At 65.6% G+C, this 20,859-nt stretch carries 18 protein-coding genes; 8 read left to right on the top strand and 10 right to left on the bottom strand.

Features of this window, described 5'->3' with window-relative positions:
• Positions 1–31: 31 nt before the first annotated feature.
• Entirely contained in the window at positions 32–1,585 is a 1,554-nt protein-coding gene (locus ACERNI_RS14745; RefSeq protein WP_448834010.1) for a flavin-containing monooxygenase, read from the bottom strand.
• A gap of 449 nt (positions 1,586–2,034) precedes the next feature.
• Between ACERNI_RS14745 and ACERNI_RS14740 the strand changes: the two genes are divergently transcribed.
• Entirely contained in the window at positions 2,035–2,208 is a 174-nt protein-coding gene (locus tag ACERNI_RS14740; RefSeq protein ID WP_191317826.1) for a hypothetical protein, read from the top strand.
• Positions 2,209–2,495: 287 nt separating this feature from the next.
• Positions 2,496–3,050, top strand: a complete 555-nt coding sequence (locus tag ACERNI_RS14735; protein ID WP_448834009.1) for a hypothetical protein — start codon at positions 2,496–2,498, stop codon at positions 3,048–3,050.
• Positions 3,051–3,110: 60 nt separating this feature from the next.
• Here ACERNI_RS14735 and ACERNI_RS14730 read toward each other — a convergent pair whose 3' ends face one another.
• From ACERNI_RS14730 to ACERNI_RS14720, 3 genes are all read right to left on the bottom strand, one after another.
• On the bottom strand, positions 3,111–3,926 hold the full coding sequence (locus ACERNI_RS14730) for an SDR family NAD(P)-dependent oxidoreductase (protein ID WP_448834008.1): 816 nt from the start codon (positions 3,924–3,926) through the stop codon (positions 3,111–3,113).
• 196 nt (positions 3,927–4,122) lie between these two features.
• Positions 4,123–5,319: an ABC transporter substrate-binding protein gene (locus ACERNI_RS14725; protein ID WP_448834032.1), complete on the bottom strand. Its 1,197-nt coding sequence runs from the start codon at positions 5,317–5,319 to the stop codon at positions 4,123–4,125.
• A 327-nt stretch (positions 5,320–5,646) separates the two neighbouring features.
• The gene (locus ACERNI_RS14720) at positions 5,647–6,942 is read right to left on the bottom strand and encodes an acyl-CoA dehydrogenase family protein (protein ID WP_448834007.1); all 1,296 of its coding nucleotides are present in this window, start codon (positions 6,940–6,942) and stop codon (positions 5,647–5,649) included.
• Positions 6,943–7,127: 185 nt separating this feature from the next.
• Between ACERNI_RS14720 and ACERNI_RS14715 the strand changes: the two genes are divergently transcribed.
• On the top strand, positions 7,128–8,117 hold the full coding sequence (locus ACERNI_RS14715) for a LysR family transcriptional regulator (protein ID WP_448834006.1): 990 nt from the start codon (positions 7,128–7,130) through the stop codon (positions 8,115–8,117).
• Positions 8,118–8,121: 4 nt separating this feature from the next.
• On the opposite strand, the gene ACERNI_RS14710 is transcribed toward ACERNI_RS14715, so the two are convergent.
• The 6 genes from ACERNI_RS14710 to ACERNI_RS14685 all read right to left on the bottom strand — a co-directional run bounded on the left by ACERNI_RS14710 (position 8,122) and on the right by ACERNI_RS14685 (position 12,849).
• Complete coding sequence (locus tag ACERNI_RS14710) at positions 8,122–8,631, bottom strand: OsmC family protein (protein ID WP_448834005.1); 510 nt, start codon at positions 8,629–8,631, stop codon at positions 8,122–8,124.
• Positions 8,632–8,666: 35 nt separating this feature from the next.
• The gene (locus ACERNI_RS14705; RefSeq protein ID WP_448834004.1) at positions 8,667–9,452 is read right to left on the bottom strand and encodes an ABC transporter ATP-binding protein; all 786 of its coding nucleotides are present in this window, start codon (positions 9,450–9,452) and stop codon (positions 8,667–8,669) included.
• A 4-nt stretch (positions 9,453–9,456) separates the two neighbouring features.
• Entirely contained in the window at positions 9,457–10,290 is an 834-nt protein-coding gene (locus tag ACERNI_RS14700) for an ABC transporter permease (RefSeq protein WP_448834031.1), read from the bottom strand.
• Between the two features lie 112 nt (positions 10,291–10,402).
• The gene (locus ACERNI_RS14695) at positions 10,403–11,407 is read right to left on the bottom strand and encodes an aliphatic sulfonate ABC transporter substrate-binding protein (protein ID WP_448834003.1); all 1,005 of its coding nucleotides are present in this window, start codon (positions 11,405–11,407) and stop codon (positions 10,403–10,405) included.
• A 121-nt stretch (positions 11,408–11,528) separates the two neighbouring features.
• Positions 11,529–12,155, bottom strand: a complete 627-nt coding sequence (locus ACERNI_RS14690; RefSeq protein WP_448834002.1) for a hypothetical protein — start codon at positions 12,153–12,155, stop codon at positions 11,529–11,531.
• Between the two features lie 49 nt (positions 12,156–12,204).
• Positions 12,205–12,849 carry a hypothetical protein gene (locus ACERNI_RS14685; protein ID WP_448834001.1) on the bottom strand — a complete coding sequence of 215 codons (645 nt, stop codon included), beginning with the start codon at positions 12,847–12,849 and terminating at the stop codon, positions 12,205–12,207.
• Between the two features lie 505 nt (positions 12,850–13,354).
• Here ACERNI_RS14685 and ACERNI_RS14680 point away from each other — a divergent pair.
• The 5 genes from ACERNI_RS14680 to ACERNI_RS14660 all read left to right on the top strand — a co-directional run bounded on the left by ACERNI_RS14680 (position 13,355) and on the right by ACERNI_RS14660 (position 20,589).
• The gene (locus ACERNI_RS14680; protein ID WP_448834000.1) at positions 13,355–14,263 is read left to right on the top strand and encodes an extensin family protein; all 909 of its coding nucleotides are present in this window, start codon (positions 13,355–13,357) and stop codon (positions 14,261–14,263) included.
• A 334-nt stretch (positions 14,264–14,597) separates the two neighbouring features.
• Positions 14,598–15,761, top strand: a complete 1,164-nt coding sequence (locus ACERNI_RS14675) for an acyl-CoA dehydrogenase family protein (RefSeq protein WP_448833999.1) — start codon at positions 14,598–14,600, stop codon at positions 15,759–15,761.
• Positions 15,762–16,034: 273 nt separating this feature from the next.
• Positions 16,035–17,663 carry a long-chain fatty acid--CoA ligase gene (locus ACERNI_RS14670; protein WP_448833998.1) on the top strand — a complete coding sequence of 543 codons (1,629 nt, stop codon included), beginning with the start codon at positions 16,035–16,037 and terminating at the stop codon, positions 17,661–17,663.
• 101 nt (positions 17,664–17,764) lie between these two features.
• On the top strand, positions 17,765–18,967 hold the full coding sequence (locus ACERNI_RS14665) for an acyl-CoA dehydrogenase family protein (RefSeq protein ID WP_448833997.1): 1,203 nt from the start codon (positions 17,765–17,767) through the stop codon (positions 18,965–18,967).
• A gap of 128 nt (positions 18,968–19,095) precedes the next feature.
• Entirely contained in the window at positions 19,096–20,589 is a 1,494-nt protein-coding gene (locus ACERNI_RS14660) for an amidase (RefSeq protein WP_448833996.1), read from the top strand.
• Positions 20,590–20,859 lie beyond the last annotated feature (270 nt).

Raw genomic sequence — 20,859 nt, 5'->3', positions numbered from 1 at the left:
ACGGATGCGTCAGCATATTCGTCACCTGGCGTCAGGCGTAGCGCAGGGTGGTTTCGTCCAGATCGACGGCGGGCAGGATATCCTTGTCCAGCCAGTAATCCTGGGTGTGGCGCCACTCAGGCCGATCGCCCTGCTTCGGCAACAGGTGCAGGCCGCGCAGGAGATAGCCGGGATTGAAATCCTCCGTGTCCACCCAGGGCGACAGACGCATGTCCCCATCCTCCGGGCGCAGTTGCGGCGTAACCCGCTCCACGCCCATCTCCTGCATGTGGCGCAGCAGCCGGCAGACGAAATCGGCGATAATGTCGACGCGCAGGGTCCAGCTGGCTCGAAAATAGCCGAACACCCAGACCATGTTGGGCATGCCGGTGAACATCAGCCCCCGCCAGGTCACCGTGTCAGCAAAATCCAGCGGCCTGCCGTCGATGGTGAAAGCCACGTCGCCCAGCACATTGAGGTTGAAGCCCGTGGCGGTGACAACCACGTCGGCCTCCAGCGTTTCGCCCGACTCAAGCGCAATGCCGTCCGGCGTAAAGCTGCGAATATTGTCGGTGACGACGCTGGCCTTGCCGTCGCGAATGGCGGTGAACAGGTCGCCGTCCGGCACAAAGGCGATGCGCTGCCGCCACGGCCGGTAGGCCGGCGCGAAATGCGGCTCCACCGGCGCGACGTCCCCCAGATGCTGGCGCACATTGGCCAGCAGATCAGCGCGCACCGCATCCGGATGCGCCGCCGCCCGGTCGGCGAATGCCTTCTGGTCGAACAGAATCTTGCGGCGGACGATCTCGTGAATCCACTCTTCCTTCACCTCGAGCTGGCGCAGCGTGTCGGCCAGCTCATTGGCGTTGCGGCCGGTCATGAAGTAGGTCGGCGAGCGTTGCAGCATGGTGACGCTGGCGCACTTTCCCGCCAGCGCCGGCACCAGCGTCGCCGCCGTGGCGCCCGAACCAATCACCACCACCTTTTTGCCGGCGACATCGAGGTCATCAGGCCATTCCTGCGGATGAACGATTCGCCCCCCGAAGTCCGCCATGCCCGGCCATTCCGGCGTGTAGCCCTTCTCGTGCCGGTAATAGCCCTGGCACATCCAGAGGAACCGAGCGCGAACCGTCCGCGCCTCCCCCGAGGCCAGATCGCGCATCACCGCGGTCCAGCGGTTGGCGGCGCTGTCCCACGCAGCGCTCTCAACGGTCGTGCGATAATGGATATGCCTGTCGAGATCATTCTCAGCGATGACCTCTTGCATGTACCGCAGGATTTCCCCTGACGTGGCGATCGGCGCGCCGGTCCACGGCTTGAAGCGGTAGCCAAAGGTGTAGAGATCGCTGTCCGAGCGAACGCCAGGATATTTGTGCGTGAGCCAGGTGCCGCCGAAACTTTCGGCGCGCTCCACCACCATGAAACGCAGATCCGGACATTGACGCCTCAAATGCCAGGCGGCGCCGACGCCTGAAATTCCCGCGCCGACCACCAGCACGTCGACATGATCGACCGCGCCCGCGCGCGTCGCGCGACCACCCCCGGCCTGCTCCTCCACACGAGAACCCTGCGCGTCGTCCCGGTCCTGCGCCATCTCAAGCGTCATGGGCGTAAACTCTCCCTGCTCGCAAGATGCATATTGTTATATGTTATATGCCAGAATGAACCAGCCGTTTGCCCATGTCCACCCACAGCAACGCCGGATGCGCCCGACCCGGGACCACGCCAGACAACACAGACCTGCCAACAGCTGGCAGCACGCACAACAACCGGCCAAACCGCCAATAATTCAAATTCAAATATATAACGCCACTCATACAATTTATTCAAAAATACATCGCGAATAGCATTATAATTTTATTCATCAGCTCGCAAAATATACTCAATCTATCGTTTTATCCTCGCGCAACCACACATCGCCCATACTCCCTGACGCGACGCCCTGCTCCTGCCAAAAAAATGGGCGCGCGCCGTTGTGAACAAATCCGGCAAAAGTCCAGCGTCACCGCGAAAGAACGCCTTGAATTACAAATGGTATCGTATTAAACGCAACATATGGCTGAACTTGAAGAACTCCTCGAACGCCTCAAAGCAGAGCAGCGCGACATTATCGAGCGCGCCGCCCAGTCCAAGGCAACGCCAGCGCGCTCGGCGATCCAGCGCATTGGCGAGCTGGAACTTGCCATTGGCGCAGTTGAACAGCTTATCAACGAGACTGAAGGGCAGTAACGCCTGCCCTCAGTTACATTGTTACGGTTAAAAACTGTAACTGATTAACGCGCCGTCAGGCCGCAATGTCTTGCATGACTTCCAGCTTACATGCGGGGAGCATTGAACTTTGTGCGGACGGGCGTTTTTCAGTCGTCCTGACTGCTTCCACCAGTGCGACCAGACCACTGGAGACATGGTGATGGCGCGAGCCCCCGGAGCGCCGCCAGGTCATTTGGCCGCCGCCAGGTCGCATGACCAAGTCATATGCGAGCGTGCAATAGCCGCGCTCCGGCTGGCGTCTGTGAATGGGAATACTAGCCATTCACATTATTCCATATCCAAGCAATCTACTTTCGCTCCAAAGCCCAGTTTTCAGGAGAACAGCTCCAGGAAACGGGCGCGCGCAGACCCGTTCGCGGCGGCGCGCAAACCAGGAAACGCGCAAGGCCTTGGCAGGATGCGCAAAACTGGAGGCGCGCAAGACCAGGAAACCTGTCCGTGCATACCGGATCAACTCGATCCGACTGCTCTGCGCCACCGGGGGCGCAAACAGGCTCTGGCGGCAAAATCCGGTGCGCCTGGTCCAGTGGATGAACTCAGCGGGCTTTGGCGGCATAGACTTTGGCGGCGGGCGCTTTAGCGGCGTGAACCTGGTCCAAGTGGACATGGTCCAAGTGAACCTGGTCCAAGTCGACCTGGGCGAAATGGACCTGGGCGAAATGGATTTGGCGAAACGGGCTTGGGCAGAGTGCGCTTTAGCGGAGGTCGGCGCGCAAGCGCGTACTGCCGAAAAGCATGTCCTGCCGGGGGGCGCGCCACGGGTGGCTCCTGTCACAGGCCGGCGCCGCCCGCTGCCGTAGCGGCGGGCGCGCGCATGATCTATCCTGCGCCGGCAACAGGCCGGTCCATGCCGGCTGGCGTCACATGGCGTGCGCCATGGCCTCCTGAAGACGCGCGGACCGCCGGCTCAGGAACGTTTCCGTTTCCTTGTGGGTGATGATGTAAAGATCGCCGCGACGCACGGCCCCGACCACCAGGTCGCCCACGGCCTGCACGTCAAGCGTGCGGCCTTCCAGCGCGCCGGAATCCCGGTCGGTATAAGGCTTGACCGCGCCGGGGCCGCCAAATTCGGCCGGACGGTTGCGGTGGCTTTCGTCGATGGCGGTGGCAACGCGCATGGGGCACAGCACCGAGGCGCCGATATTAAACGGCTTGCCATCCTTGGCGACGCATTCGGCCAGCGACACCACCGCCGCCTTGGTCACAGAATAAGGCGCCAGATTGCGGTTGCTGATGAGGCCCGCGAACGACGCGGTGAACAGGAAATGGCCGCCCTGATTCTGCGCAATCATGCGCGGCATGAAGACCTCCACCCCGTGCACCGGCCCCCACAGATTGACGTTCACCGTCCATTGCCAGTCGGCGTGGCTCATTTCGTGCACGGGGCCAAACACGCCGACCCCAGCATTGTTGAAGACGATATGCACCGCGCCGAACCGCGCCCACGCGGCGTCTGCCAGCGCCTCCACCGCCACGCGGTCTGCCACATCCGTGCGCACGCCGATGACCTCCGCGCCAGATGCGGCGAGTTGGGCAACGGCGCGGTCGAGCGCGCCCTGCTCGATATCGGCCAGCACCAGCCGCACGCCGGCCCGGGCCAGCGATTGCGCTGTCGCGTAGCCAATGCCGCTGGCGCCGCCCGTAATCACCGCGACCTTGCCGTCCAGATCCTTCATGGCTTTTCCTTCCCAGACAATTCCGACAGGCAGGGCGTCGTTGGTCGCGCCCCATGCGTCATATTCAGATAGCGAAGCGTTTCAGCGAACGAAAACGCCTGGAGCGCGATGCGTTTACGCCCAACGCATCGCCGCTACATCTTTTTGATTTCGCGCTTTTCACCAACAAACGGCATCCGCCTGCTGGCGTCACGCCCTATTCCGCGACGGCGATAACCTCGCCGTGCAGTTTCCAGCGGTCGCCCTCGAAGCGGGCCAACTGCATGGCCTGAATGGGCACATTCCGGCCCGGTCCGGTTTTGGCGACAATGCCGGGGAGCGTCATGGCCGGCTTGAAATTGAGATTGCGCGCCTGCTTCATGATGTTTTCCGGCGTCACGTCCTGCCCCGCCTGGCGCAGCGTCTGCACCAGCCCCTGGGCCATGGTGTAGCCCCAGACCGCCCAGGTGTCATAAGCGTCCAGATCGGGCGCGTAGGTCTTCATGAACGCCAGATAGTCGCGGACCTCCGGATCATCCTTCCACGTCGGATCACCCGGGTCCTTGATGAGAAAACCAGAGACCACGCCCTGGGATTTCTCGAACCCGGCCGGCTTCAGCGTGCCGACGATGGTGTTGGTGGTGCTGGAGAGGACGTGCAGCGGCTTCCAGCCGATCTCATAAATCTTGCGGATGGCCTGGGCGCCGAATTTGGGCGTGGCGTGGGTGAACAGCACGTCGGCGCCCGAATTGCGTAAAGCGATGATCTGCGAATCCACCGTCGGATCGGTGATCTGATAGCTCGCCTCGGCCACGATCATCTTTTTGGCGTTCTCACCCAACCCTTCCTTGAAACCGCGAATGTAATCGCGGCCAGAATCATCGTGCTGGTAAAGAATGGCGACCTTTGCGTCAGGCTTTTCCCTCAGCACATATTTGCCGTAGACCTTGCCTTCGCTCTCGTAGTCAATCTGCCAGCCGATCGTCCATGGATATTTCTCGGGCTGGTTCCAGAAACTGGCGCCGCTGGAGACGAAGAGGTGCGGAACCTTGCGGCTGTTGAGATATTTGTGCACCGCCAGATTGGTGGGCGTGCCGACGCTGCCAAAGATGGCGCGCACATTCTCCTGCTCCACCAGCTTGCGGGTCTGTTCCACGGTCTTTGGCGGCGAATAGGCGTCGTCGAGGCTGATCAGATTGACCTTGCGGCCATTCACGCCGCCCTGCTCCGCGTTGATCTTGCGCAGGTAGGCGCCTTCGACCTGGCCGATGATGCCATAGGCCGAGGCGACGCCGCTGAACGGCATGGTCTGGCCAATGCGGATTTCGTCCGGTTCGGCGGCCATCGCCCCGCCCGGGCTGGCGGCAATCCACGCCGCGATGCCGGCGGCGAGCAAGGCGCGACGCCGGCTCATGATCGGAGCGTTGCGCGTGGCGGCGTTCAGGGCGTTCCTCACGTCTGGCGTTCCTCACGTTTGGCGGTCAGAGCGCTTTCCGGTCAGGCGGCATCGCCTGATCGGCCAGAATGCGCTCAGGATGAAAGGCTCCGGGTCCGCCCTAGCTTTTCATGGCATTGCCGGGCAGCTTGCTGCGCTGACCGGCAATGCTAATGATTGTGGAGGTCTACGAACCGTCTGGCAAACAGCGCGGCGTCGCCAACGGACGCCGCGCCTGCCCTGTTATGCCTGACCCCGTTTTGCCTGGCCCTGTTTTGCCTGGCCCCGTTTTGCCGGAAAATCCGCTCAGGCGGCCCTGGCTTCAAGCTCGTCCAGCAGCTTGCCGTATTTGGCGAGCGCCGCCTCGCGCAGATACGGGATGTAGCGGGTCGGGAACTTGCCCGAGGTCGCCTCGTAGTCGCGCAACACCTGGCGCGCCACCGTGACCTTGTGCACCTCGGCCGGACCATCGGCGAGGCCCATATGGAAGCTCTCGATCACCTGCTCGGCGAACGGCATGTCCGGCGTGACGCCCAGCGAGCCGTGGATGTGCAGGGCCCGGGCGGCGATATCGTGGAACACCTTCGGCATCAGGGCCTTGATGGCGCCAATGTCCTTGCGGACAGCCAGATAGTCCTTGTGCTTGTCGATCTTCCAGGCGGTGCGCAGCACCAGCAGACGGAACTGTTCGATCTCGATCCAGCTGTCGGCGATCTTCTCCTGCACCATCTGCTTCTCGGCCAGCAGCGTGCCCTGGGTATGGCGGCTGAGCACGCGCTCGCACATCATGTCGAAGGCGCGCTTCACCTGGCCGATGGTGCGCATGGCGTGGTGAATGCGGCCGCCGCCAAGACGGGTCTGGGCCACGACAAAGCCGCCGCCGCGCTCGCCAAGCAGGTGATCTTTCGGCACGCGCACATTGGTGAGACGCAGATATGCGTGCGCCGGATGCCCATGATGGCCGACCGGCATGTTGCGCACCATCTCGATGCCGGGGGTGTCGGCGGGGATGATGAAGGTCGACAGCCGGCGATATTCGCTGGCGTCCGGGTCGGTCACCGCCATCAGCAGGTAGAAGCTGGCGACGTGGGCGTGGGACGAGAACCACTTTTCGCCGTTGATGACCCATTCATCGCCATCGAGCACGGCGCTGGTGGTGAACACCTTGGGATCGGCGCCGCCCTGCACTTCCGTCATGGAGAAGCAGGAAACAATGTCGTTGTTCAGCAGCGGCTTGAGGTAGCGCTCCTTCTGCGCCGGCGTGCCGTAGTGGGCGAGGATCTCGGAATTACCCGAGTCAGGCGCCTGGCAGCCAAACACCGTCGGGCCGAACTTGGAGCGGCCGAGGATTTCGTTCATCAGCGCCAGCTTGACCTGGCCGTAGCCGGGGCCGCCAAGCTCCGGGCCGAGGTGACAGGCCCACAGGCCGCGCTCCTTGACGATCTTCTGCAGCGGCTTCACCAGCGCGTTGCGCTTCGGACAGGTCGTGTCATACGCCTCTGGCAGCAGGTAATCGAGCGGCTCGACCTCTTCGGTAACGAACCGGTCGATCCAGTCCAGTTCCAGCTGAAATTCCGGATCAGTTTCAAAGTCCCAAGCCATGCAGGCGTTTCCCATTCCCAGTCAAAAGCTGTCAATCAATGCTTCACGCCTATGATTGGGCAGGGCGGACCTTGCGTCCAATTTTGATTTATCGCCGTAGCAATCCAGATCTGTTATGGATCGCAAGCGCACCTTGGCCAGACCGGGGCGCGCCATATCCCGCCCGAGCACGACGGAACTCCCGCATGGACCTCGACGCCACCCCCTTCCGCTATTTTCTGACGGTCGCCGAGGAGCGTTCGTTCACGCGGGCGGCGCAGTTGCTGCACGTGTCGCAGCCGGCGCTGTCGGCGCAGATCCGCGAGTTCGAGCGGCGGCTGGGCTTTGCCCTGTTCCAGCGCACCAGCCGCCGGGTGGAGCTGACGGCGGAGGGGCGGCTGTTCCTCGGCAACGCCCGGCGCATGGTGGCGGAGGCGTCCTGGGCGAACCAGGCGGCGCGGGAGATTCGCGACAACGAACTGCGTATCGGCGCGCCGTTCTACACGCTGCACATTCCCGAACGGCGGCGGATGATGGACACCCTGGTTTCCAGCCACGCCGATATCCGCCTGCGCATCTTCGACAAGACGCACGAGCGGCACTACCTCGACCTGTCGCGGCGCGAGCTTGACCTGGCGCTGCTGGTGGAGCCGGCCGACGTGACGGCGGCGGCGGACAATGCGGTGACGGAAGCGGACTGGCCGGGCGGCATGGAGCGGCAATCCCTGGCCGAGCGGCGGCTGTGCCTGCAGATCCCGCGCGAGCATCCCCTGGCGGAGCAGGACGCCATTCCGGCGTCGGCGCTGGACGGGCTGCGGATCGTCATGCCCAACCGCTCACTGGGCGCGCCGCTATCCGTGGCCATTGGCCGGGCGGTCCGCGAGGCCGGGGCCGCGACCATCCGCCCGCCGGAGGGCCACCCGATCGCCGTGGAGCGCTATGGCCGGCTCTCGCGCAATATCGCCATTTCGCTCGGCTGGTTCGACATTCATCACGATGATGACGGCGACGACGTGATCGTGCGGCCGATTGATGGCCTCGACCTGCGCACCAGCCTGACGCTGGTGCGCTTTCACGGCGAGCAGCGCCCGGCGGCCGCCATGGTGTGGAAATCAGCCCGCCAGCTGATTTCCGGCGCGCCGGCGACGCTGGATTTCTCGCGGCGCCGGCAGCGGTTTTCGCAGGAAGAGACCTGACGCCTCAGTTGCGGCTGGTGGTCACCGACAGCTGCGGCTTGTTGTTGAGGGTCTGGAACACGACGCAATAGCGCTCGGTCAGCTTGATGAGCTGGTCGATCTTCTCCTGCGGCGCGTCGGTGTCGAGGTCAAAGCTCAGGCGGATGGCGCTGAAGCCCACCGCCGCTTCCTTGTCGACGCCGAGGGTGCCGCGAAAGTCGAGTTCGCCTTCCGCCCGGACCACGCCCGCGCGCAGCGGAATTTCCAGCGCGGTGGAAACCGCCTTCAGGGTGACGCCAGCGCAGGCCACCAGCGATTCCAGCAGCATGTCGCCGGAGCACAGCTCCAGCCCCGAGCCGCCGGACAGCGGATGCAGGCCGGCGGCGGCGATGGCGCGGCCAGTCTCGACCTTGCAGGAGATCGACTGGTCGTCGATGGAGCCCTGCGCCTTCAGGGTAATGACGGCGGCGTCAGGGGTTTCCTTGTAGCGCGCCTTGATCGGGGCCTGCATCGCCCGCAGTTCCTGGGAGTCCATGACGTTATTTCCTCTGGGTAAAGCACGGTTTGGCGTCACCACCACAGGGCGCCGCCGGTGGGCGCGGCCTGTTCGGGCGGACGTTGCGGGTTGAGCGAATTGTCCAGAGCCTTCAGCACGCGCCGCTTGGCCGCGTCGAAGTTCGGCGACATGCGATCGCGCGGGCGCGGCAGATCGACCGGAATTTCCTCGTAGATGCGGCCAGGGCGCGGCTGCATGACGATGATGCGGTCGCCCAGCGTCACCGCCTCCTCCACGTCGTGGGTAACGATGACGACCGTCGGGCGGCTCTCCTCCCACAGGGCCAGCAGATGGTCGTGCAGGCTGGCGCGGGTGAAGGCGTCGAGGGCCGAGAACGGCTCGTCGAGCAACAGGGCCTTGGGCCGGGGCGCCAGGGCGCGGGCGATGGCGACGCGCTGCTGCTGGCCGCCGGAAAGCTCGCGCGGCCAGCGGTCGCCGTAGCCGGCGAGGCCAACGCGCTCCAGCGCCTCGTCGGCGCGCTGGCGACGGACGGCGCGGGGCTGGTCGCCAAGGCCGAAAGCGACGTTGTCGCGCACCGTGAGCCAGGGCAGCAGGCGCGGCTCCTGAAACACGATGCCGATCGCCGGATGCGGCGTGGTCACGCGGTCGCCATCGATCTCGATGAAACCGGACGACGCCTGGTCGAGCCCGGCGGTCAGGCGCAGCAGCGTGGTCTTGCCGCAACCGGAGCCGCCGACGATGGCGGCGATTTCGCCGGCCTGCACGGCCAGATCGACCTGCGACAGGGCTGCTGCGCCGCCGCCGGCGTAAGTCTTGGTGAGGTTGGCGAAAGTCAGCATGTGGTCACAGCCTCGCGCGCACGGTGTCGCGCCACGCCAGCAGCGGGCGGGTAGCGAGCACCAGAGCCTGGTCGCACAGCTTGCCGAGAATGGCGAAGGTGATGATGGCGGCGAGAATCTGCGCCGGCTTGCCAAGCTGCTGGCCATCGACAAGCAGATAGCCGAGACCTTCCGAAGCGCCCATGAACTCGGCGGCGACCACGAACATAAAGCCAAGCCCAAGGCCGGAGCGCAGGGAAATTACCCACTCCGGCAGCACGGCCGGCAACAGCACCCGCGTCGCCATCTGCAACCGGCCCAGGCGGAAAACCCGGCCGACCTCGACCAGCTTGCGGTCGATCGAGCCGATGGCGCCCATGACGCCGAGATAGACCGGAAAGAACACGCCGACAGCGATCAGCGCCACCTTCGACGCCTCGAAAATGCCAAGCCAGAGAATGAACAGCGGCACCCAGGCGATGGAAGGAATGGCGCGCAGGGCCTGGATCGTAGGGTCCAGCGCCTGGCGGGCGAGGCCAGAGGCGCCTGTGAGCAACCCGATGACCGTGCCGGAAATGGCGCCAATGGCGAAACCGGCGAGCACACGCCACAAGGTGGTGAGCAGATGGGTCCACAGCTCGCCGCTGGCGGCGAGGCGCACCAGCTCGCTCCAGATCTGGCTGGGCGGCGGCATCAGGCGGCCATTGGCGTAACCGCCGGCCACCGCCAGCTCCCAGCCGGCGGCCAGGAGAACGGGCAGGATGACGCCCACCAGCCAGACGCCGCCAATGCGGCCGGCGGCTGTATAAGCCGCGCGCGCCTGGCCGTCCGCTCCCTGGCGGGACGCGTCGCTGTCCATTTCCGCGGCCGCGCGGGCTGTAGGCGCCTGGACCGTCATGGCCTGCCGTTTCCTTCCCCTGACATTATCGCCTGGCCTGACCCCGCCATGGCAGGGTCAGGTCCGCCGGTCTTTATCGTGCAGCAGGCAGATACTGGGGATCGATCAGCACGTCGAGCGTTTCCTTCACCTTCGCGCCGGCCGGCAACACGCCCGCCGCCACAAGGGCGTCGCCGGCGGCCTGGATCGACTGGCGCTGCGGCGCGCCGATGACGCTGTGGGTCAACTCGGTGCGCTGGTCGATCTGCCGGTCAACCACCGCCTTCGGCAGTTTGGTGACGGCGATGAACTCGTCCTTCAGGCCATCCGGATTGGCCAGGGCCCATTTGCGCGCCTCCTCATAGGCGGCGAGCACCTTCTTCACCACGTCGGGATGCTTGTTGGCGAAGTCCTCGCGGACGTTGAGGATGCCCCAGGTATTGGCCTCGGGCTTGCGATAGAACAGCTTCGCGCCCTCCTCCACCTCAGCGGCGGCCATCATCGGATCAAGGCCGGCCCAGGCGTCGACGTCGCCGCGCGACAGGGCCAGACGCCCGTCGGCATGCTGCAGCAGCACGAATTTCACGTCCTTGTCGGTGAGACCGGCTTCGGCCAAAGCGCGCACGAGAAAGATATGCGGATCGGTGCCGCGGGTCACGGCGACGCGCTTGCCCTTCAGATCGGCGACCCTGGCGATGGCGCTGTCCTTGCCGGCGACCAGGGCTGTCCATTCGGGACGTGAATAAACGTAGATCGACTTGATGGGATTGCCGTTGATGCGGGCAACCAGCGCCGCGGAGCCGGCGGTGGAGCCGAAGTCGATGGAGCCGGCGTTGAGGAACTCCAGCGCCTTGTTGGAGCCGGCGGACTGCACCCAGCGCACCTTGATCCCGTCCTTCTCCAGCGCCTTTTCCAGCAGCCCCTGCTTCTTCAGCACCAGGCTCACCGGGTTGTAGGTGGCGAAGTCGATGGCGACTTCCTTCAGGTCGCCGGCGACAGCGCTTGCCCCGGACAGCGCCGCAAACGCGACGCCGGCGACAAGCGCGCCAAAGGCGCGGCGGTTGAAGGCAAAACGGTTGAATGAACGGTCGCTGGACATGACGCCCCCCTGCGGCAATGGTTGCCGTGGAAACTACATGGCGTCACGGGAACGTCAATTGATTTCACGCTTCATAATGACAAATTTAAACAATTCACAAATATAATTGTAATTACCGCATTCACAGCACCATGACGGCCTGGTAGGTCTCGTTCACCACGGCCAGCGGCCTGCGGCCCTCGCCAGTCTGGCCGCTCACCACGGCGAACAGCCGGAACACCTCCGCCGGGACTGGCTGTTGCGGGGCCACCCATAACCGGTCGGCGGAGATCACCTGGCGGCTGGGGGACATCCGGCCCACCAGGCGGCCGAAGGGCGTCTGGCTGGCGTCAAGGCCAGCGTTGACGCCCGACGACAGCCGTCCAGGCGTGAACCAGTTGTCGGCGCGGGACAGCACGCGCTCGCCGGATGCCAGCGCCACCTTGCGATAGCCGACGGTCTCGCCTTCTCCAATGTCGAGCAGCGCGGCGATCCTGGCCGGAGCCGGGCGCATGTCCGCCTCCAGCTTGTGGGCGACAATGGCATCGTCCCAGCCGCGCCGCCGCGACCAGGTTGCCAGGGTTTCCGTAGCGCTGCCGGTCTGCAGCAGCGCCGCGACCAGCGCTTCATACCGCGCCCAGTTCTCCGTCGTCTGCGGGTCGCGGGCAAATGCTGTTCCCGACACAAGCGAACCGCCGCCGATCGCCAGGCCACCGGCCAGCAATCGTCCGAAGCCGCGTCGGGTGGGCGGGCGGAAACTGGTTGTCATGACGCCTCGCGCAAGATCTGGAGCTTCGCCATTGCTGGCGCGCTTTAAATTAAAGCACCATCCCCATCAGGTAGGTTTCATGCACCACAGCCAGCGGCGCGCGCACGCCGGCGCACAGGCCCGTCACCACGGCCGACAGCCGGAACAACTCCTGTGGCGTCTCCGGTGGCGTCTCTTGTGGATTCTCCTGCCCCGGGCGCCACAGGCGGGTGACGCCCAGCAGCGCGCGGCGCGGCTCCAGCGGGGCGATCAGCGCGCCAAACGGCGTCTGGCCGTCGCGAAGGCCGGCGTTCACCCGCTCCGGCAGGCGGGCGGAAGCGAACCAGTTGTCGGCGCGCGACAATACGCGGGCGCCGCTGGTCAACTCAACCAGGCGATATCCGGTGGACGCGCCTGGCGTCACCCCAAGCAGCCGGGCGATATCATCAGGCGCCGGCCGGGTCGCCGTCTCCAGCTTGCGCGCCAGGATGCGCTCGTCCCACCCCCGCGATCGCGCCCAGGCCGAGAGCGCCGTCGTGGCGCTTGCGGCGGCGCGCAAAACCTCGAGCAGCGCCTCGCAGCGCCGCGCGCGCAGTTGCATCTCATCCTCATCAACGGTCTGGGTATGGATGGTCGCCGAGGTCAATTTCGTCTTGTCTTCACTTATGTCCGGCGCCGCAAAACGGCGGATGGAATCGCGAACCACAAACCACAAGTCGCAAACCGCAACTCTCCTGGCGCCATCCCGAACGCCTTTCAAGCGGCAGCGCCCGCTGCCCGGAACCGCGCCCGCCAGCATGGCCGCCGGTCATTAACAGGTGACCGCACGCCCCATTTAGGTTAATGGGCGCGTGATGACGGAATACGCTCCCGAGAGGTCCGCCGCCAGACGCAGATCGTCGCTGGCGTTCACCGTTGCAGCAACTGCCCTGGGTTTGGGGCTGGGCCTGGCCGCGCCTGGCGGCGCCCGCGCCCAGTCGCCGGGGATCTCCGGCATGACCGGCTCGCCGTGGCCGGAAGCCCTGCAATCGCGCGACAGGCCGGCGGTAGCGCCGCGGCCCGCCCCGGCTGCCCCTTCGGTCCCCGCCACGCCATCCCCTCCGCCAACGCCTGCCCCCCCGCCAACGCCAGCGCCAGCCGCCGCTGAAACGGCGAAACCTGAAACCGCGAAACCCGCGGCCGCGCCCCCGGCAGGCCCGCCTGCCCGCGATCTGCCGCGCGTGGCGCCATTACCGCCCGAGCGTCCCGATTTCGGCGACGCCCAACCGCCCCAGCCGCGCCCCGGCGCTGAACAACGGTCGCGCGAGACGCCCTCGATCCCGCCGCCAGGCGCGCCATTGACGCCTGACGCCGACGCAGGCGGGCTGCCCGCCGTCGCGCCGCTGCCGCCGGTGCGGCCGCAATTTCCGCTCGACGCCGGACCGGAACCGCAGCAGCAACCTCAGCAGCAGCCCCAGCCACAGGTTGCGCCGCCGCAGCCTGGCGCGCCTTCATGGTGGCCGTTCGGGCGCAAGAAGGACGAGAGCGAAGCGCCGCTGGACGAGGCGCCCGATGGCCGTCGCGTCGTGCGCCGGACCGTCACCGACGCGGAAGTCAACGCCTGCGTCGATCGCCTGCGCAAGGCTGGCGCGGTGGTGGAGCGCATCGCGCCGATCACCAACGGCAACTGCGGCGTGCGCAATGGCGTGCGCCTCACCGCCCTGCCCGGAGGCATTCCGCTGTCGAAACCAGGCACGATGACCTGCGCCATGGCCGAGGCCACGGCGGAATGGCTGCGCGGCGTCGCCCAGCCAGCGGCGCGCCAGCGCTTGCAGGCCAATATCACCGCAGTCATCATCGGCCCGACCTACGCCTGCCGCACCATGAACCACCAGCGCGGCGCCAAGCTGAGCGAGCACAGCTACGCCAACGCCATCGACATCGCCGGCTTCGCCTTCGACCAGCGCAAGGATTTCACGGTCAGGCCCAGCCATCCGACCTCCGGCGAGAATTTGTTCCAGGCCTTCATCCGCAAGAACGCCTGCCGGATTTTCGACACCGTGATCGGCCCGGGCGGCGACCGCTTCCATAACGACCACCTGCATCTCGACCTGCGCAATCGCGGCTCCGGCCGGCAGGTCTGCCGGTAGGTCCGCCGGCAAGTACGCCAGCAAGTCCGCCGACTGCCCCCCAACGACAGCCATTGTTGAGAGGACGCCGCCGACGCCCTTCCTGGACGGGCGCTGACTTCGCGCGCGGGGGCTTCCCAGCGCGATGAAGGCGATTATAATGCGCGCCAAGTACCGAAGCGTACCAAACACAATCAAATCAGTACCGCCACGCCTGATGCCAGGGTCCCAAAGACTTTCGTCCCGCAGACTTTCCGGCGCCGCCCCCAAGCGCGCCGGCATCGTGAATGCGGGCCTCGCGCATTCCGGACGGCAGGTCGACAGGCCGCACGCGACGCGGCGGCCGGGAGGAAACATGATCTACACCGAGCAGCACAAGGAGCTGATGCGCTCCGTCACGAAATTCTGCCAGACCGAGATCAATCCGCACATCGAGGAATGGGAAGCCGCCGGTGCGTTTCCGGCGCATGAGCTGTTCCGGAAGATGGGGCAGCAGGGCTTTCTGGGCATCAACAAGCCGGTTGAGTTCGGCGGCCTCGGCCTCGACTACACCTATGAGCTGGCGTTCTGCGAGGCCATCGGCGCGATTCGCGGCGGCTCCATCGGCATGGCCATTGGCGTGCAGACCGACATGGCCACCCCCGCCCTCGCCAAACATGGCTCCGATGAACTGCGGGCGGAGTTCCTGGCCCCGTCGATCTCCGGCGACTACGTGGCGTGCCTCGGCGTTTCCGAGGTGGGCGCGGGCTCGGACGTGGCTTCCCTGAAAACCACCGCGCGCAAGGATGGCGACGACTACGTCATCAACGGCGGCAAGATGTGGACCACCAACGGCACGCAGGCCGACTGGATGTGCCTGCTCGCCAACACGTCCGAAGGCCAGGTGCATCGCAACAAGTCGCTGATCTGCGTGCCGATGAAGACCAAAGGCGTCGAGGTCGCCCGCAAGCTCGACAAGATGGGCATGCGCGCCTCCGACACGGCGCAGATTTTCTTCGACGAGGTGCGGGTGCCGCAGCGTTATCGCATTGGCGAGGAAGGCAAGGGCTTCATCTACCAGATGGAGCAGTTCCAGATCGAGCGGCTGTGGGGCGCCGCCGGCGGCCTCGTCGCCATGGAAACCGCCATCAACGACACCATTGACTACACGCGCGGTCGCATGGTGTTCGGCAAGCCGCTGCTCGACAACCAGATCATCCACTTCAAGATGGCCGAGTTGCAGGCCAAGGTGGAGGCGCTGCGTTCGCTCTGCTACCGGGCGGCGCAGGATTACGTCGACGGCGAGGACGTCACCATGCTGGCCTCGATGGCCAAGCTGATCGGCGGCCGCCTGGTGCGCGAAGTCTCCGACAGCTGCCTGCAATATTGGGGCGGCATGGGCTTCATGAATGAAAGCGACATCACCCGCATGTACCGCGACACCCGCCTCACCTCCATCGGCGGCGGCGCGGATGAAGTGATGCTGCAGATCATTTCCAAATACATGGGCATCCTGCCCGGATCGAAGAAAGACAAGTAAAGGTATTGATACGCCCGCGCCGCCAGTCGTCGCGGGCTTTTTTGTCGCGCATATTTTTACATGCACGACCAATGGAGCAGTTGCCTCGCAAGGATGCTCCACATTAGCCTGAACTCCGGCGCGGGCGGTCCGCTTTGCCTGCTGGCGTCACGCCGGCGTCAGTGCGGGTCCAACAGTTCGCCGGAGGCGCCGAAGACCCGGACATTTCATTCAGCAGCGCGACAGATGCTGCAGGCCATCCACTTCGCTGGAAACGCTCTCAGGGGGAAATGCATGCGTGGGCTCATGATGGACATGCCGTTGCAGCTGTCCAACTTCATTGAATACGCCGGCCTGCAACATGGCGAGGCGGAGGTCGTTGCCCGTGAGATCGAGGGCGACCTGTTCCGCTACAATTACGCCGAAGCCCGGCGCCGCATCCGGCGCATGGGCCTGGCGCTGCGCCGGCTTGGAGCGACGGAAGGCTCGGTGATCGGCACGCTGGCCTGGAACACCCACCGGCATTTCGAGATGTTCTACGCCGCGCCCGGCATTGGCGCGGTGCTGCACACGGTCAATCCGCGCCTGTTCGCCGAACAGATCATCTACATTATCAATCACGCCGAGGACGAATATCTGTTCCTCGACGCCCTGACGCTGCCGATCGTCGAGGAGATCGCGCCGCGCCTGACCACGGTCAAGGGCTATGTCATCATGGCGACCGAAGAGCGGATGCCGCAGACCAGCCTGCCCAACGTCCATTGCTATGAGACGCTGCTGGCGGCGGAGGACGACGCCGGCTTCGCCTGGCCGGAGTTCCCGGAAACCAACGCGGCGACGATCTGCTACACCTCCGGCACCACCGGCAACCCCAAGGGCGTGGTCTATTCGCACCGCGCCCTCGTGCTGCAAACCCTGATGGGGGCCAATTTCCTTTACATGCCCGGAACCGAAGCCGGAAAGCGTCAGGTGGTCATGCCGATGGCGCCCATGTTCCACGGCAATGCATGGAACATGCCGTTCATGGCCCCCTACACCGGCTCCAAGCTGGTGTTCCCGGGTCGCAATTATGAGCCCGACAAGCTGTATGAACTGTTCGAGAACGAAGGCGTCACCCTGTCGGCTGGCGTGCCCAGCTTCTGGCTGATCCTGCTCGACTGGCTGGCCCGCAACGGCAAGAAATTCTCGACCCTGAAGCGCACCCTGTCCAGCGGCACGGCGCCGGCGCGGGCCATGGTGGAGTTGCTGGAGCGCGAATACGGCGTGGCCTATGTGCAGGCCTGGGGCATGACCGAGGCGCTGATGGCCTCCATGCCGATGCAGCAGCTCCGCGATCGTGACGCGACGTTCCAGGAGGTGATCGACGACCGCATGAAGTCCGGCCGGGTGGTCTGCGGCGTCAAGGCGCGCATCGTTGACGATGAAGGCGCGGAACTGCCGCGCGACGGCAAGGCGGTCGGGCATCTGGGCGTGCGCGCGCCGTGGATCGCAAGCGCCTATCACAAGGGCATCGAGGCCCAGGACGCCGACGGCTACCTGATGACCGGCGACATGGCGATGATCGACCCGCAAGGCTACATCACCCTCACCGACCGCTCCAAGGACGTCATCAAGTCCGGCGGCGAATGGATCAGCTCGATCCAGATCGAGGACGCGGCGCTCAGCCATCCGGCGGTGCTGCAGGCGGCGGTGATCGCCATTCCGCACCCCAAATGGCAGGAGCGGCCGCTGCTGCTGATCACGGCGCGCCAGGGCATGGAGGTTTCGGGCCAGGAAATCCTCGACCACATCGCGCCGAAGATCGCCAAATGGTGGATGCCGGACGCCGTGGAGTTTCTGGAGAGCTTCCCGATGACCGGCACCGGTAAGGTGCACAAGCTGACCCTGCGCCAGCAGTTCAAGGACTACAAGGCGTCGGCCTGAACTCACCATGCCGGCGGCGGCCAGGCCCGCCGCCGGCAACGCATCCCAATTCATTTTGTCCAGGGCCCACGTCGCGCCTGGCCGCATTCAGGGACAGGCCAATGTTCGAGCACAGTGAAAAGGCGCGCGATCTCATCGCCCGGCTCGGCGCCTTCATGGATCGCCACGTCTATCCGGCTGAACATTTGTACGACGAGCAGGTGGAAAACGGCTTCCACAACCGTCGGCCGCCCATCATCGGCGAACTGAAGGAGCTGGCGAAGGCGGAAGGCCTGTGGAACCTGTTCCTGCCGGGCGATCACGGCGCCGGCCTCAGCAATCTCGACTATGCGCCGCTGGCGGAAATCATGGGCCGGGTGTCGTGGGCGTCGGAGGCGTTCAACTGCTCCGCCCCAGACACGGGCAATATGGAAGTGCTGGCGCTGTACGGCTCGCCAGAGCAGCAGAAACAGTGGCTGGAGCCGCTGCTCGCCGGCGAGATCCGCTCCGCCTTTTCGATGACCGAGCCTGAGGTCGCCTCTTCCGACGCCACCAATATCCGTTGCAGCATCGTGCGGGATGGCGACGATTACGTCATCAACGGCCGCAAATGGTTCACCTCCGGGGCCATGAGCGAGGACTGCAAGCTGCTGATCGTCATGGGCAAGACCGACCCGGACAATCCCAACAAGCACGTCCAGCAATCCATGATCCTCGTGCCGCGCGACACGCCCGGCGTGCGCATCGTCCGCGACATGAAGGTGTTCGGCTATGATCACGCGCCGGTCGGCCACCCGGAGATCGTCTACGAGAACGTGCGCGTGCCGGCGGCCAACATGCTGCTGGGCGAAGGGCGCGGTTTCGAGATTGCCCAGGGACGGCTGGGGCCGGGGCGCATCCACCATTGCATGCGGCTGATCGGCTGCGCCCAGCGGGCGCTTGAGCTGATGTGCCAGCGCGCCGAACGGCGCGTGGCCTTTGGCAAGCCGCTCGGCGAACAGGGCTCGGTGCGCGAGGACATCGCCAATTCCTGGGTGGAGATCGAGCAGGCGCGGCTGCTGACGCTGCGGGCGGCGCACAAGATGGACACGGAAGGCAACAAGGCGGCGCGCGACCTGATCGCCGCCGCCAAGGTGGCAACGCCGCGCATGGCGGCGGCAGTGATCGACCGGGCCATCCAGGTGCACGGCGGCGCCGGCGTCTCGCAGGACACCTTCCTGGCCGACGCTTACGCCTACGCCCGCTTCATGCGCATCGGCGACGGCCCCGACCAGGTGCACCTGGCCCAGCTCGGCCGCGGCCTGCTGAAACGCTACGGCGGATAAAAAAAACCGCAACACAGGTCCGTGAAAACGGTTGGCGCCGGGCGTATTCGCGATCAGGCTCGCCAGTCAGGGGGAACGGCGAATGAAAGCGGCGACAGCTTTCGCCGGGTGCTCCTGGAGGATACGCCATGACCGGAACGGCCGCGCAGCGGGCGGGCGAGCAGTTCGCCGGCGCCATTGCCCAGGATGAGATTACCCGGTGGGACGCCTGGTCGACGGCGGCGGCGATCCGCAGCCGCGCCGTTTCCTGCGTCGCGGTGATGGAAGCCTGTCTCGACCAGATCGCGCGGCTCAACCCGCTGGTCAACGCCATCGTCTCGGCCCGCCCGCGTGAGACGCTGCTCGACGAAGCGCGCGCCGCCGACGCCGAACTGGCCGTGGGCCATCTGCGCGGCCCCCTGCACGGGCTGCCATGGGCGGTGAAGGATCTGGCGCTGACGGCGGGCATCGTCACCAGCTTCGGTTCGCCGCTGTTCGCGGATTTCACGCCTGAGGAAGACGGCCTCGCCGTTACCCGCCTGCGCGCGGCGGGGGCGATTTTCATTGGCAAGACCAATGTGCCGGAATTCGGCCTCGGCTCCCAGACCTACAACCCGGTGCACGGCGTCACCGGCAACGCCTATGATCCGGCGCTGACCTGCGGCGGCTCCAGCGGCGGCGCCGCCGTGGCGGTGGCGCTGGGCATGATCCCGGCGGCGGATGGCAGCGACATGATGGGCTCGCTGCGCAATCCCGCGGCGTTCAACAATATCTACGGCCTGCGCCCCTCCTTTGGCCGGGTGCCGCTGGCCCCGGCGGAGGATGTGTTCTTCGCCCAGCTCGCCGTCGAGGGCCCGATGGCGCGCAGCGTGCGCGATCTGGCGCTGCTGCTGTCGGTGCAGGCCGGGCCGCACCCGGGCGCGCCGCTGGCCATCCGCGCCCCCGGCGACGCGGTGCTGCCGGAGCGCAACGCCGGTCTGGCCGGCAAGCGCATTGCCTGGGTGGGCGATTTTGGCGGCTATCTGGCCATGGAGCCGGGGGTGCTGGCGCTATGCGAGGCGACCTTGCAGGAGTTCGCGGCGCTCGGCTGCACGGTGACGCTGGTGGACATCGGCTTTGACCTGGCGCGATTGTGGCGGGCCTGGCTGCACCTGCGCCATGTCTGGGCCGGGGCGCGGCATCTGGAGATCTGGCGCGATCCGGCGCGGCGGGATTTGCTGAAACCGGAATTGCAATGGGAGATCGAACAGGGCCTGGCCGTCACCGGCTACGACATCCACGCGGCCAGCGTCGTGCGCTCGCAATGGCACGCGTATCTGCAAGGCCTGTTCACCGGCTACGACGTCATCGCGGCGCCGGCGGTGCAGGTGTTCCCGTTCGACAAAACGGTGACCTGGCCGCGCGAGGTCGGCGGACGCGCCATGGACACCTACCATCGCTGGATGGAGTCGACGAGCATCTGGACCATGTCCGGCCTGCCCTGCATGTCGGTTCCCGCCGGCTTTGACCCTGCCGGACGGCCAACCGGCCTGCAATTGATTGGCCCCGATCACGGTGAAAAACTGCTGCTGGAATTCGCCGCCGCCCATGAAGCGGCGGTCAATCGCGTCGCCGGTCGTCGCCCGCCCGTACTGGGCGGCTGACGTCCATTGCCTCTGGCGCCTTCATGAAGCCGCCGGCGCCAGAGCGACCCACGGATATTCCACCGTCCCTTTTCGCCCCCCTCGCCGTCGTGGCCAGACCTGTTCCGGCCGCCAACGAAGATGCGGTTCCTGTAACGGGTGACGCCAGGCCCAAAAGCGAAGACGTGGATGCCCGCAACACGTGCGGGCATGACGGCGCGGGCGGACATGGCGGGATTGGACGCCGGGACCTTCAGGGGATGGGCGCCAGAGCAAAATCACGCCCCGGCT

It is taken from the genome of Camelimonas sp. ID_303_24, from assembly GCF_053543495.1.
This window is presented reverse-complemented; position numbering and strand designations above follow the sequence as displayed.